This window comes from Streptomyces sp. NPDC058279 (assembly GCF_042881255.1).
Lineage (GTDB): Bacteria > Actinomycetota > Actinomycetes > Streptomycetales > Streptomycetaceae > Streptomyces.
This window is the reverse complement of the sequence record NZ_JBHVYA010000004.1, coordinates 1-13,985: the sequence shown is the minus strand read 5'-3', so window position 1 is coordinate 13,985 and position 13,985 is coordinate 1. Positions and strand designations below refer to the sequence as shown.

General features: G+C 72.4%; 10 protein-coding genes and 1 tRNA gene. 4 read left to right on the top strand and 7 right to left on the bottom strand.

Annotation, left to right across the window (positions count from 1 at the left end; all coding sequences use genetic code 11):
* Window positions 1-216: 216 nt before the first annotated feature.
* The 4 genes from tmk (at window position 217) to ACFVXJ_RS09770 (ending at window position 6,675) form a co-directional block, all read left to right on the top strand.
* Window positions 217-3,426, top strand: a complete 3,210-nt coding sequence (gene tmk, locus ACFVXJ_RS09785) for a dTMP kinase (RefSeq protein WP_389661054.1) — start codon at window positions 217-219, stop codon at window positions 3,424-3,426.
* 124 nt (window positions 3,427-3,550) lie between these two features.
* Complete coding sequence (locus ACFVXJ_RS09780) at window positions 3,551-4,762, top strand: DNA polymerase III subunit delta' (protein ID WP_389661052.1); 1,212 nt, start codon at window positions 3,551-3,553, stop codon at window positions 4,760-4,762.
* A 160-nt stretch (window positions 4,763-4,922) separates the two neighbouring features.
* Entirely contained in the window at window positions 4,923-6,476 is a 1,554-nt protein-coding gene (locus ACFVXJ_RS09775; RefSeq protein ID WP_389661050.1) for an alpha/beta hydrolase, read from the top strand.
* A gap of 125 nt (window positions 6,477-6,601) precedes the next feature.
* A tRNA-Thr gene (locus ACFVXJ_RS09770) sits at window positions 6,602-6,675 on the top strand.
* Window positions 6,676-6,781: 106 nt separating this feature from the next.
* Here the strand turns inward: ACFVXJ_RS09770 and ACFVXJ_RS09765 are convergent.
* The 7 genes from ACFVXJ_RS09765 to ACFVXJ_RS09735 form a co-directional block, all read right to left on the bottom strand.
* Entirely contained in the window at window positions 6,782-7,687 is a 906-nt protein-coding gene (locus ACFVXJ_RS09765; RefSeq protein WP_389661048.1) for a DMT family transporter, read from the bottom strand.
* Window positions 7,684-8,616: a RimK family alpha-L-glutamate ligase gene (locus ACFVXJ_RS09760; protein ID WP_389661046.1), complete on the bottom strand. Its 933-nt coding sequence runs from the start codon at window positions 8,614-8,616 to the stop codon at window positions 7,684-7,686. Before ACFVXJ_RS09760 ends, ACFVXJ_RS09765 begins: the two co-directional genes overlap by 4 nt.
* A gap of 63 nt (window positions 8,617-8,679) precedes the next feature.
* A complete protein-coding gene (locus tag ACFVXJ_RS09755) occupies window positions 8,680-9,426 on the bottom strand; it encodes an SDR family oxidoreductase (protein ID WP_389661044.1) in 747 nt (248 codons plus the stop codon).
* A 73-nt stretch (window positions 9,427-9,499) separates the two neighbouring features.
* On the bottom strand, window positions 9,500-10,705 hold the full coding sequence (locus ACFVXJ_RS09750; RefSeq protein ID WP_389661042.1) for a homoserine O-acetyltransferase: 1,206 nt from the start codon (window positions 10,703-10,705) through the stop codon (window positions 9,500-9,502).
* 98 nt (window positions 10,706-10,803) lie between these two features.
* Window positions 10,804-11,805: a cysteine synthase A gene (gene cysK, locus ACFVXJ_RS09745; RefSeq protein WP_389661040.1), complete on the bottom strand. Its 1,002-nt coding sequence runs from the start codon at window positions 11,803-11,805 to the stop codon at window positions 10,804-10,806.
* A 203-nt stretch (window positions 11,806-12,008) separates the two neighbouring features.
* On the bottom strand, window positions 12,009-12,827 hold the full coding sequence (locus tag ACFVXJ_RS09740) for an arginase family protein (protein ID WP_389661038.1): 819 nt from the start codon (window positions 12,825-12,827) through the stop codon (window positions 12,009-12,011).
* The gene (locus tag ACFVXJ_RS09735) at window positions 12,824-13,735 is read right to left on the bottom strand and encodes a YqcI/YcgG family protein (RefSeq protein WP_389661036.1); all 912 of its coding nucleotides are present in this window, start codon (window positions 13,733-13,735) and stop codon (window positions 12,824-12,826) included. The genes ACFVXJ_RS09740 and ACFVXJ_RS09735 overlap by 4 nt, the downstream gene beginning before the upstream one ends.
* Between the last annotated feature and the right edge of the window lie 250 nt (window positions 13,736-13,985).

Sequence of the window (13,985 nt, the reverse complement as noted above, 5' to 3'; positions counted from 1 at the left end):
CTGTGGCGCCGGGGTCCGGTCGTTTCTTCGGGCCGGTCGTTTCTCCGGTCCGGTCGTTTTCCGGGGGCCCGGTCGGTTCACCGAGGGCCCGGTCGGTTCACCGAGGGCCGGTCGGTTTCGCGGCACAGGGCGGCGCGGGCCGGGGCTTCAGGGGGTCGGTCGCGGGTTGTCCACAGGCCTCCGGCAGTCGCTCGGCGTTACGGATAGGCTGGGCGGATGACGCGAGCCGAGCAGCCACCGGTCGTGACCGCCCCCGAGGACCCCACCTACGACGAAGCCCTAGCAGCGGACTCCCGCGAGCGAGCGGTGCGCGCCCTGCTGCGCACCCCCCGGCTGCGCCGGCTGTGGAGCGCCCAGCTCGTGAGCGGCATCGGAGATGCCCTCGCCCTGCTGGTGCTCGTGTTGCTGACGCTCCAGGCGACCGTCTCCGAGGAGGCGTTCGGCGGCGGCTACCGAGGTGCCGCCTTCGCGGTCGCCGCCGTCTTCGGGGTCCGGATCCTGGCCACGCTGCTGTTCGGCGCCGTGCTCCTCGGCCCGCTGGCCAAGCTGACCGCCCCGGGCGGTGGGCTGGACCGCCGCTGGACGATGGTCGGCGCCGACGGGGTGCGGATAGCCCTGTTCGTCGTCGCCCCGCTCTGGCTGGACTGGATCGCGACGCAGGCCGTGACCGCGCTGCTGGCCACCGTCTTCGTCTCCGGTGTCGCCGAGCGGCTGTGGACGCTGGCGAAGGAGAGCGCCGCCCCCGGCCTGCTGCCCGCGCCGCCGCCGGAGGGTGCGACCGTACGGCCGCTGCCCGACCACCTCGACACGCTGCGGCGCCTGACGCTGCGTACGGGATTCGTCGCGATGCCCGCCGCCGCGGCCGTCCTGCTCGCCGCGACCCTGATAGGTCGGGCCCTCGGACTGGGCGTGGAGTGGTTCGCCGAGAACGAGTCGGCGCTGGCGTCGTACGTCGCCGCCGGCCTGTTCGCCGCCTCCGTGTCCCTGTTGCTGCCCCTGGTACTGCCCGATACGAAGACCCCGCGTCCGAGGTCGCCGCTGGAGGGCCTGCGGGCTCCCAAGGCGGGGGACCGGACCGAGAAGGGGCGTACGGGGGCCATCGCGCTGCTCGTCACGGCGTGCGCCGCCGTCGCCGCGGCCGTGGCCTGCGCCGCCTCCGTGGCGGTGCTGCACGCCTTCGACCTCGGCGGGGGCCCTTCCACGTACGCCCTGCTGGTCCTCGCCCTGGTCGGCGGGACCGGCCTCGGAATCCGGGCCGCGCAGGCCGGCAAGGTGCTGCCGGGGCTGTCGCGGCGCCGACTGCTGGCGCTCGCCATCGCGGTGACGGGGCTCGCGCTGCTGCTGACCGGGCTGGTCCCGGACACGGCGACCGTCCTGTTCCTTTCGCTGGCGGCCGGGCTGGCCGCCGGGGTGGCCGCGAGTACCGGCCACACCCTGCTCGACCAGGAGACCGAGGAGTTCCGCCGGGCCCGGGTCACCGAGCACCTCCAGGCCGTCGCCCGGGTGGCCGTCGCCGCCGGGGCCGTCGTGGCGCCCCTGCTCGCCGCGGCCATCGGGCCGCACCGGTTGGGCGGCGGCCGGGTGGTCTTCGCCCACGGCGGCGCCGCCTTCACCCTGATGCTGGTCGGCGCGTTGCTGCTGCCGGTCGCCGCGGTGGTCCTGGCCAAGGCCGACGACCGCCGGGGGGTGCCGCTGCGCCGTGACCTGCGCGAGGCGCTGCGGGGCGGCGAGCCGCTCCAGGCACCGGCGGCGACCGGGTTCTTCATCGCCTTGGAGGGCGGCGACGGCGCCGGCAAGTCCACCCAGGTCGAGGCGTTGGCCGACTGGATACGCGGCAAGGGCCACGAGGTCGTCGTGACGCGTGAGCCCGGCGCCACGCCGGTCGGCAAGCGGCTCCGTTCCATCCTGCTGGACGTCTCCTCCGCCGGGCTGTCGAACCGCGCCGAGGCGCTGCTGTACGCCGCCGACCGGGCGGAGCACGTGGACACGGTGGTCCGGCCCGCGCTGGAACGCGGCGCGGTGGTCATCACCGACCGCTACATCGACTCCTCGGTGGCCTATCAGGGCGCCGGCCGCGACCTGTCGCCGACCGAGATCGCCCGCATCTCCCGCTGGGCCACGAGCGGGCTGGTGCCGAACCTGACCGTGCTGCTCGACGTGTCGCCGGAGACGGCCCGGGAGCGGTTCACGGAGGCACCGGACCGGCTGGAGTCCGAGCCGACGGAGTTCCACCAGCGGGTGCGGGCGGGGTTCTTGACCTTGGCCGCCTCCGACCCGGGGCGCTACCTGGTGGTCGACGCCGGCCAGGACCCGGCTTCGGTGACCACGGTCGTCCGGCACCGGCTGGACCGCATGCTCCCGCTCTCCGAGGCCGAGATCGCCGCCCGGGCCGAGGCCCGGCGGCTCGCCGAGGAGGAGGCCAAGCGCAAGGCTGAGGAAGAGGCGGCGCGCAAGGCCGAGGAGGCCCGGCTGCGGGCCGAGGAAGAGGCCCGCCTGGCCCGCGAGGCCGAGGCCGCCCGGATCAAGGCCGAGGCCGAGGCCGCCCGCAAGGCGGAGGAGGAGCGGCTGCGCGCCGAGGAGGAGGCCCGTGTCCGGGCCGAGGCCGCGCGGCTGCGGGCGGAAGCCGAGGAGAAGGCGCGCGCCGTGGAGGCGGAGCGGCTGCGCAAGCAGGCGGAGGAGGAGGCCCGGCTGCGGGCCGAGGCGGAGGCGCGTCGGCTGGAGAAGCAGCGACGGGCGGAGGAAGCGCTGCTGCGGGCCGAGGAGGCCCGTCGGCTCGCGGAGGCATCGGCCGCCGCGGCTGCCGCCGAAGCCGCCGCGCGGGCGGCCGTCGAGCCGGCGCCGCGACCGGACCCGGCCCCCGCTCCGGCCCCCGAGGCGCCTGCGGTGTCCATGCGCAAGGAGCCGGAGCAGCCGCGCTCCCCCCGGCCGCATCCGGACGACGCCGTCACGATCGAGACGCCGGTGGTCAAGCGGGTCGTCCAGCCGGACGACGTCACGCAGACGGTTCCGGTGCCGAAGGTCGACCCCACGGCCGAGACCTCCGTCCTGCCGCCGGTCCGTCCCGAGGACCCGCGGCAAGGCGCCGAGGACCCGCGTCCGAACCGGTCCGCCGGACGGGGACGGGCCCCGTCGGGTCCGGCGGCTGCCTCGGCCCCCTCTGTCCCGTCGGCCCCCTCGGCGTCGCGTCCCACGGCCCGTCACTCGCAGGAGAGCCCGGCCGACCGGGTGCCGCCGGGCATGTTCCGGGACGCCGGGAACGACGTGACGCGCGAGCTCCCCGCCCTGGACGAGCACGGCCGGCCGCGCCGGCAGCCCGCCGACTGGGCGGAGACCACCCCGCTGGACGATCTGCCGACCTTGGCCGACGAACTGCTGGGACCGCGTCCGGACGACGAGGACGACGACCGCCCGCGCCGCCGGCGCTGAGCGGGGCCTGTCGAGGCCGGTCCGGCTGGGTCCGGTCCGGGCCGGTCCGGGCCGAATTGTCAGTGGCGACCGCCACAATGTGAAGCACGTACGCACACACGGACAGGGAAGGGTGGTGGGCGGGATGCCCGTTTGGGACGACCTGGTGGGACAGGATCGGGTGCAGGCGCAGCTCGCCGCCGCCGCCCGTGACGCGGACACCCTGGTCACGGCCGTCTCGGACGGAGTGCCGCCACCGGCCGCGTCCAAGATGACCCACGCCTGGCTGTTCACCGGCCCGCCCGGCTCCGGCCGGTCCACCGCCGCCCGCGCCTTCGCGGCCGCACTCCAGTGCACCAGCCCCGACCGCGCCCTCGGGGGAGAGCCGGGCTGTGGCTTCTGCGACGGCTGCCACACCAGCCTCGTCGGTACGCACGCCGACGTGGAGGTCGTCCGCACCGACCTGCTGTCCATCGGTGTGAAGGAGACCCGGGAACTGGTGCGCCGGGCCCAGCTGTCGCCCGCCGTCGGGCGCTGGCAGGTCATCGTCCTGGAGGATGCCGATCGGCTCACCGAGGGCGCGGGGAACGTCCTGCTCAAGGCCGTCGAGGAGCCCGCCCCGCGGACGGTGTGGCTGCTGTGCGCGCCCTCCCTGGAGGACGTGCTGCCCACCATCCGGTCCCGCTGTCGGCATCTGACGCTGCGCACCCCGCCGGTGTCCGCCGTCGCCGACGTACTGGTGCGGCGCGACGGCGTCGAACCGGCCGTCGCCGCGGCCGCCGCCCGGGCGACCCAGGGGCACATCGGCCGGGCCCGCCGGCTGGCGACCGACGAAGCCGCCCGGTCGCGTCGCGCCGCCGTGCTGCGCCTCCCGCTGCGCGTGGACGATGTGGGCGGCTGCCTGAAAGCGGCCCAGGAACTCGTCGACGCCGCCGCCGAGGACGCCAAGCAGATGGCGGAGGAGGTCGACACCAAGGAGACCGAGGAGCTGCGGGCGGCGCTCGGCGCCGGAGCGGGCGCGGGCAGCCGGATGCCGCGCGGCACGGCGGGCGTGATGAAGGAACTGGAGGACCGGCAGAAGCGCCGTCGCACCCGCACCCAGCGCGACAGCCTCGACCTGGCGCTCATCGACCTCACCGGCTTCTACCGGGACGTGTTGGCCCTGCAACTCGGCTCGGGCCTGGCCATCGCGAACGAGGAGATACGGGCGGACCTGGACCGGATCGCCCGCGCCTCGGGACCCGAGCGCACGCTGCGGCGCATCGAGGCGATCATCGCGTGCCGGGACGCCCTCGACCGGAACGTCGCTCCGCTCCTCGCGGTGGAGGCCATGACGATGGCGCTGCGGGCGGGCTGAGCACGCCGACCCGGTTGCGTGTTCACCCGTACGAGGGGTCCGGCCGCCCCCGTCGGCGGGTCCCCTTCCCCCTGGGAGGCGGGGCGGTCGGCGGGCCCGGCCGGCCGTGAGCGCCCCGGCCGGGCCGTCCGGGGCGCCCGACAGGTCGTAGGCTCGCCGCATGGACACCAGTCGCCTGCTGCGTACCACCGGAACCGTGATCGCAGCTGCCGGGCTGCTGCTCTCCGGGTGCACCTCCGGCGGACTGGGCGAGCCGCGGGCTTCCGCGTCCCCCGCCGAACCGGCCCCCGTACCGGCGGCGCTGCGTCCGTACTACGAGCAGAAGCCGAGCTGGCGCGACTGCGGTGTGCCCGGTTTCCAGTGCGCCACGATGAAGGCCCCGTTGGACTACGCGGACCCGGGAACTCCCGACTCGGCTCGGGCGATCGACCTGGCGGTGTCCCGCCGGGTGGCGACGGGCCCCGGCAAGCGGCTCGGTTCGCTCGTGGTCAACCCGGGCGGCCCCGGCGGTTCGGGCATCGGGTACCTCCAGGCGTACGCGGGCATCGGCTACCCGGCGGCGGTGCGCGCCCAGTACGACATGGTGTCCTTCGATCCGCGCGGGGTGGACCGCAGCACGCCCGTCGAGTGCCTGACCGGACCGGCGATGGACAAGTTCACTCAGGTGGACCAGACGCCGGACGACAAGGGGGAGCAGGCGCTGCTGGTGGCGGCGTTCAAGGAGTTCGCGGCGGGCTGCGAGGCGCGCTCGCCGCGCATCCTGCCGCACGTCTCCACCGTCGACGCGGCCCGGGACATGGACATGCTGCGGGCGGTGCTGGGTGATCAGAAGCTGACGTATGTCGGAGCCTCGTACGGCACCTTCCTGGGCGCGACCTACGCGAACCTGTTCCCCGGTCGTGTGGGCCGAATGGTCCTGGACGGTGCGATGGACCCCTCCCGGTCCGCGCTGGAGATGAACCGGGACCAGACGGCGGGCTTCGAAACGGCCTTCCGCTCCTTCGCGAAGGACTGCGCGAAGCACCCCGACTGCCCCCTCGGCCAAGGCGCCCCGGACGCGGTGGCCGAGCGGCTGAAGGAGTTCTTCCGCAAGGTCGACGCCCAGCCGCTGCCCACGGGCGACGCGAAGCGGCCGCTCGGGGAGGCGCTGGCGACGACCGGGGTGATCGCGGCGCTGTACGACGAGAGCGCGTGGCCGCAGCTGCGCGAGGCGCTCGCGGCGGCGCTGGCCGGTGACGGCTCGGGCCTGCTGACGCTGGCGGACAGCTACTACGAGCGGGAGCCGGACGGCAGGTACGCGAACCTGATGTTCGCGAACGCCGCCGTGAACTGCCTGGACCAGCCCCCGGCCTTCGACGGCCCGGCGGCGGTCGAGGCCGCGCTGCCGTCCTTCGAGAAGGCATCGCCGGTCTTCGGGACGGGCCTGGCCTGGGCTTCGCTGAACTGCGCGTACTGGCCGGTCAAGGCCACCGGTACGGCGGGCCGACTGACCGCGAAGGGCGCCGCGCCGATCGTGGTCGTCGGCACCACCCGTGACCCCGCGACCCCGTACAAGTGGGCCCAGGGCCTCGCGCAGCAGCTCGACTCGGGCACCCTGCTGACCTACGACGGCGACGGGCACACGGCGTACGGGCGCGGCAGCGACTGCGTCGACACGGCGATCAACCGCTACCTCCTGGACGGCACCCCGCCACCCCCTGCCAAGCGCTGCTGACCCCCTCCACCCGCCCCCGCCCCCCTCCGCGGAACCCGGTTCGGGGCACCCCGTTCAACCCTGTAGACTTGGCGCCGCTGCTGATGAGAGCACCTCTCCGGGGGGATTCTTGTCGAACCAGCGGTGCCGCCTTAGCTCAGTTGGCCAGAGCAACGCACTCGTAATGCGTAGGTCTCGGGTTCGAATCCCGAAGGCGGCTCTGTGGAAGCCCCAGGACTCACTCGCCGTGACCTGGGGCTTTTGCTTGTCTTGGGGTGGGGGCGGTGAAGCCGGCGGGGGTGGCCGCCGGGGTTCACCGGGGTGGGTCAGGACGTGCGGGCGCGTTGGGTGACCACGATGCAGGTCAGGACGATGGCGGCCGTGAGGGGTACGGCGGGGGTGATGTGTTCGCCGAGCAGGAGGACCGCCCAGACCAGCGTCAGCAGGGGCTGGGCCAGTTGGAGCTGGCTGGCCCGGGCCACGCCGATGAGGCCCATGCCCTTGTACCAGACGACGAACCCGCCGAACTGTGAGATGCCGGCGATGTAGGCCATGCCGATCAGGGCCTTCGCGGTGAGGTGCACGGGTTCGTGCGGGAGCGCCCAGAGGGACACGGCGATGTTGACCGGGGCGGCGAGCACCACGCCCCAGGCGATGACGCGCCAGCCCGGCATGCCGGCCGCGGAGAGCCGGCCGCCGAAGGCGTAGCCGGCCGCGCAGACCAGCAGGGCGCCGAAGAGGTAGAGGTCCGCGACGGTCGGCCGGCCGTGGTTCTGCGACAGCGTGAAGACGATGACGGTCGCGGCTCCGACTCCGGCCGCGGCCCAGAAGACCTTCGAAGGACTGCGCCGGGTGATGACGGCGGAGAACACCGCCGTGGCCATCGGCAGCGCACCGATCACGACGGCCGAGTTCGCGGTGGACGAAGTCTGCAGCGCGAGCGTCGTGAGCAGCGGGAAGCCGACCGCGCAGCCGCCCGCGACGACGGCGAGCGCGGGCCAGTCCCGGCGCGCCGGGAGGGGAGCGCGGGTGACGAGGAGCGCGGTGACCGCGATGACGGCGGCCAGGACGCCGCGTACGCCGATGGCGCTCCACGGTCCGAACCCGTCGAGGGCCCATACCGTGCCGGGGAAGCTGAACGAGAAGCTGAGCACGCCGAGCGCGGCGAACACCGTGCCGCTGGAGACCGCCGGTGCGGTGACGGGGGCGAGGGAACCCTGTTGTGCGGTCATGACTGTCCGTTCTTGCGGTGGTGGGCGATTTCTTCGAGCCGGGCGGAGATGACCTGCGCGAACCGGGTGGCGGAGGGTTCCGAGAACGGCATGCTGAGCGAAGGCTCGCAGAGCTCCAGTTCGAGGACCAGGGGCTGTCCGTCGTCGTCGCGGATGAGGTCGACGCGGCTGTAGAGCAGCGGTTCGCGCAGCTCAAGGTGGGCGGTGGCGGCGTCCAGCGCGGCGGCGGCGACCGCGCGTTCGTCCTCGGCGGCGTCCCGCGCGGTGCGGGCCTCCTGCGTCGGCTCGTCGACCGTGCCGTCCGACAGGAGCAGCGCGCGCTTGCGGATGGCGTGGCTGTAGACGCCGCCGAAGTGGATGAGGTCGGTCTCACCGTGCCGGTCGATCGAGTCCAGGTAGGGCTGCAGGATGACGTGGGAACCCTGGTCGAGCAGCTTGGCGACGTAGGCGGCGGCCTCGGCCCGCGACGACCGGGAGAAGCGCTGCACGTCGCGGGAGTAGGCGCCGATGGTGGGCTTCACCACGATCTCGCGGGCCCCCGCGTGCCGGTCGAGGAAGGAGCGCAGGGCGGCCTCCGGGTCGGTGCCGGGGGCCACGAAGCCGCTGGGGACGACGGGGACGCCGGCCTCGGCCAGATCGGCGAGGTAGTGCTTGTCGAGGTTCCACCGCACCACCGGGAGCGGGTTGAAGAGGTACGTCACGTCGGTGACGTACTCGCACCACTCCACGAACTCCTTGAGGCTCTCCACGTAGCTCCACGGGGAGCGCAGCAGGACGGCGTCGAAGCGGTCCCAGGCGATGTCCGGGTCGCGCCAGGAACATATCTCGGCCCGGATGCCGGCGGCTTGGCAGGCTTCGAGCAGCAGTGGCATGTCGTAGTCGATGACGAGGCTGGTCTCGTCGGTGACCAGGGCCAGATGGTTGCCCATCGGGTGACTCCAATACGGGTGGGGGAGGAGGGGAGCACGGTGGGAAGGGGGCGGCCGGGGCGGCTACCAGGGGACGGTCCGGCCGTCGTGGGTGTAGGTGCCGGTCGGGCCGTCGGCGTCGAGCAGGGCCATGGCCACGCTGGTCCGGGCGCCGTCCGTGACGTCGAGGTCGCCCGCCCCGTCGTTCATCGCGGTCCTGGTGTAGCCCGGGTGCACGGCGTTCACCTTGATCGGCGTCCCGCGCAGTTCGTAGGCCAGGTGCACGGTCCAGGAGTTGACCGCGCTCTTGGAGGCGCTGTAGGCCGGGAGGGACTTGAACATGGGGGTGTACGCGTACGAGTCCGGGTCGCTGTGCGTGGTCAGCGAGCCGAGCAGACTGGACACGTTGACGATGCGCCCGGCCGCCGACCTGCCGATGAGCGGGAGGAAGGCCGTGGTCACCTCGACCACGCCGAAGAGGTTCGTGTCGAAGGTCTCGCGCCACTGCCGCATGGGCTGCTCGGACGGCTGCTTCCCGTACTCCTCGACCCGGACGGCGGCGTTGTTGACGAGGATGTCGAGACGACCGTGGCGGCGCTCGACCTCCGCGGCGGCGGCCCGGATGGTCGGTGGGTCCGTGACGTCGAGTACGAGGGGTTCGGCGGCGAGGCCGTCGGCGCACAGCTTCTCCGCGGCCTCGCCGATCGCCGCGTGGTCGCGGCCGGCGATGAGCACGTGGACGCCGGTGGAGGCGAGTTGGCGTGCGGTCTCGAAGCCGATGCCCCGGTTGGCGCCGGTGACGAGGGCGATGCTGGAGGAGGGGTCGGACATGCGGTCTCCAAGGCACGAGAAGGGGAGGGAGGAGGGATACGGAGGGAGGGAGAGGGGCACGGTGGACGGGTGGCTAGAGCGTGGTCAGGAACTTCGCGACGGGCGCTCCGAAACGGACGGTGTCGATCAGGAAGGCGTCGTGGCCCTCGGGTGAGTCCATGGCCAGGAACGTGACGTCGGTGCCGCCGGCGGCGAGGCCGTCGGCTATCTGCCGCTGCTGGCGCAGGGGGAAGAGGATGTCCGTCTCCACACCGATGACCAGCGCCTTCTCCAGACGGATACGGGCCAGGGCCGCCTCGGTGCTGCCACCGCGGGACTCGCCGAGGTCGAACCGGTCCATGCAGCGGCTGAGGCAGAGGTAGCTGTTGGGGTCGAACCGGCGCGCGAAGCGGCGGGCGTGGCGCTCCAGGTAGTCCTCGACCTGGAATTCGTGACCGAAGGGGTCACGGGGGAGGGGCGCATCTCCGTCCCGGTAGTCCCCGTGGTTCCCGTGGTTCCCGTGGTTCTGGTGGTCTTCGCGGTGCCCGTTGTTCCCGCCGGTCCCGCCGTCCTGCGGGGCGATGCGGGCCCGGCCGAACCGGCCGTCCCATTCCAGGGCGGACCGGTACGTCATCATCCCCAGCTTGCGCGCGGTGAACATGCCGCGCTGCGGGTAGTTTCCGTCGTCGTACCGGCCTCCGTTCCAGTGCGGGTCGCACCGGATGGCCTCGCGTTGCAGGGAGCGGATCGCTATCGAGAACGGCAGCGCGCTCGCCGCGCCGCAGATGTTGATGTGACCGCGGGCCAGGCCGGGGTGGCGGTCCAGCAGGGACAGGGAACTCATGCCGCCCATGGAGGTGCCGATCACGCAGGCCAACCGTTCGACGCCCAGGGCGCCGACCGCGTGGGCGGCGGCGTCGGCGATGTCCTCCATCGACAACTCCGGGAAGCCGGGTCCGTACGGCTCGCCGGTGGTGGGGTCGGGGGAGGCGGGGCCGGTGGAGCCCTTGCAACTGCCCAGCGAGTTCAGGCAGATCACGTACCAGCGATCGGTGTCGACGGGCTTGCCGGGCCCCACCATCGCCTCCCACCAACCGGGGTCGGTGTCCGCCGGATGGGAGGCGGCGTGGGCGTCGGGCGAGAGGCCGGTGAGGATCAGGACCGCGTTGTCGCGCTCCGGGGTGAGCCGTCCGACGGTCTCGTACGCGATGCGCGCGCCGGCCAGTTCTCCGCCGCGCCGCATGGCGAAGGGGCTGGGGAGGGCGATGAAACGGGCCGCGGGCGGGATGAATTCCCTCATGGATCTGGTTCCTGCCAGGTGAAGGTGTGCCGCGTGGTGACGGTGTGCCGCGTGGGGCGGTGTTGCCCGTGGTGGTGGATGCCGAGTCGTCCGCCGGCTCAGGCCACGCTGTCGGCCGGCTCCCGGTCCGTGTGCGTCTCCGTGTCCAGGGAGGCGAGCCACTCGTCGTCCGATCCCTCGACCATCCCCTCCATGAGGAACGTGGACAGGTAGCGCTCGCCGGTGTCCGGGAGCATGGCGAGGAGTACGGAACCGGCCGGCGCGGTCTCCGCGACGCGCAGCGTGGTCGCCAGGGTGGCGCCGGCCGAGATGCCGGTGAAGATGCCCTCCTCGGCGGCGAGCCGGCGCGCGGTGTCGCGCCCTTCGACCTCGTCGATGGTCACCAGGTCGTCGATGACGCTCGCGTCCATCACGCCCGGTACGAAGTTGGGGGCCCAGCCTTGGATCCGGTGGACGTTCCACTCCTGTCCGGCGAGGACGGCGGCGTTGTCCGGCTCGGCGGCGACGATCCGGACCTCGGGGCGGGCCGTCTTCAGCATCTGCCCGACACCGGTGAGGGTGCCGCTGGTGCCGAAGCCGGTGACGAAGTAGTCGAGCCGCTTGCCTGCGAAGTCGCCGAGGATCTCCGAGGCGGTGGTCTCGCGGTGGTACGCGGGGTTGGCCGGGTTGTCGAACTGGTTGGCCCGGAACCAGCCGTGCTTCGCGGCGAGTTCGTCCGCGATCCGGTTGCCGCCGCTGCTGCCGAGGTGGCCCGGGAAGAGGAGCACCTTGCCGCCGTAGGCGCGGATCAGCTTGCGCCGTTCCGCCGAGTACGTGTCGCCCATCACCGCCACGAACCGGTAGCCGCGGGCCGCGGCCACCATCGCCAGGGCGATCCCGACGTTCCCCGAGGTGCACTCGACGATGGTGTCGCCGGGCTTGAGGAGGCCCTTCGCCTCGGCGTCGAGGACGACGGAGAGCGCGAGACGGTCCTTCACCGATCCGCCGGGGTTGAACGACTCCACCTTCACGTAGACCGTGGTGTGCGCGGGAGCCATGCGGTTCAGTCTGACGATCGGGGTGCGGCCGATGGTGTCGAGGATGCTGTGGTGGAGGGGCATCGGAGAGTCTCCTTGGCAGGCGGAGCCGCGGTGCTGTCCGCGGGGATCGGTGGAGTGCGGGTCCGGTGGGGCGGGTCCGGTGGGGCGGGTTCGACGGAGCGGGTTTCGACGGGCGGCTCCGACAGGGCGGGTGCGACGGGCGGGCCGGCCGCAGGGGTCAGGCGACCGGCCGCGCCCGTCGTGCGCGTTCCGAACGAGACGGCCTACGCGGCCGGGGTCTTCTCGAAGGCGGGGGCGACCATGTCGAGGATCGTTTCGACCGCCCGCGCGCTGAGTTCGTCGTCCAAGGGGGCGTTGAACTCGGCCAGTTCCACCCCGCGGAGCTGCTCGGCCGGAATCGCGTCGAAGATCGCCCGGATCTGCTCGGGGAGCAGGCCGTCCGGCACCGTGTAGTCGGCCGGCACGTGTCCCGGTTCGAGTACGTCCCAGTCGATGTGCACCCACACCGGGGAGTCGCCGATGGCGGCCAGGATGTTCTCCGCCGTGGTCTGCGCCGGGGGGATGACCCGGACGCCGTGCTTCGCGATCAGCTCGGCCTCGGCCTCGTCGATGTCCCGGGAGCCGACCAGGACGGCCCGGTCGGGGCGCAGGCCGGAGCCGTGGCCGCTGTCCCAGAGTCCGCACGCGCCGGCGAGGACCATGCCGCCCAGGTAGCCGGTGCCCGTCGTCTCGGGCGTGTTGAAGTCGCCGTGTCCGTCGATGTAGAGCACCACGGCGTCCGGGTGTTCCTCGGCCACCACCGGCAGGGTGCCGAGGCTCGCCGAGCAGGTGTTGGAGATCATGACCGTCCGGCTGCCGTTCGCGATGCTGTCGGTGACCGCTCGGCGCAGCCCCGTCAGTGTCTCCCGGGCCTGCGGAAGGCTGACGCTCCAGTCGTCGTCGGCGGGGGGCGCGGGCTCGCCGATGAAGCGGGCGGTGAGGCCGTAGCGCTCCTCCAGCGCCCGCGCGATGCGGGCGGCGCCCTCGATCATCCGGGGCTCCCGGTCGGCCACCCGACCCTGGGACACGATGAGCTCGATCATTTGGTCAGCATCTCCTGTTCGTTTTCACAAGCCGGTTGGGGCCGGAAAGGGCAGATTCCCTTTCGCTCGGCGTTCTCCTCGATGAGTCCGTACTGGAGCCATTCGAGTGCTCCGACGCCGTAGGAACCCAATTGTGGCGAGTGCTTCATTCCGTCGTAGCGGTGTATTCGGTTGCGGATGTTCGCACGGACCTTCCGGCCGCTCGGCGTCTCGCCGGCGAACACGTCGAAGCGTTCCCGCGGATTGATGACGATGGTGAAATGCTCGCCGAGATTTCTGCTGCGGCGGTTCCGGTGTGCGGGATTGCTCATGTTGCAGAACAAGGGCATTCCGTTGAAGCACATGGACCACGATGCGGAATCCGGGTCCTGCCCTACGTCGGCCGGCCAGGGCGCGGGATCGAGGTGGTGCAGTTCCTGGAGCACCCGCCAGCCGAAGGCGTGGTACTCCTCGACGGTGCGTGCGGTGACGGCGTCCTTCGAGAACAGCACGAGCAGCGGATACGCGGTGTCGAGCTGGCCGTCCCAGTCGCGGGAGAGCTCGACGTACTCGGTGAGGGCGGCCGCCAGGTGCCGGAAGCCCGCACCGTCGGCGCTCTCCACGAAGGCGAACCTCAGGAGCTGCTTGCGGAACGCGTTCCGGGAGAAGACGCAGGGAAAGTCCGGACCGGCGAGCCGTGCCGCGATCTCGTCGAAGGCGGCGCGGTGCCATCCCCCTCCGCCTTCGGAGACTTGGGTCTGGGAGATCAGCTTCGTGGTCTGCTGCAACCTTTCCACCTGAGCATCCATTTCTACGGTCCCTGCCGTTTCGAATGAGGGGAGTGAGAGGGTCGGTGCCCATTTCCGGGGGCGTGCCGCGCACTCCGGCACATTCGCGGAGGCAGAGATTCCGGTGCGGGTGTCGGTCATGTCCCCACCGTGGCCTCCGGATTCGTTTCACCGGGCCGCGGCATCGCCATCGTGTCGCAGGAATTCGAGATTCCGCAACGCCTTGCCACCAAGGGCTCAGTGAGGGTGTACTCCGTGTACGCCGATGGTTGTATGGCGATGCGCCGGAAGCCATTCCTAAGGGTTGTCCCGAAACTGCTGATCACGGGTGAGATGATCTTGGTGTGGCTGGTGTGATCACGGCGTCGGAGCCGTCCTGGATAGCCCCGTT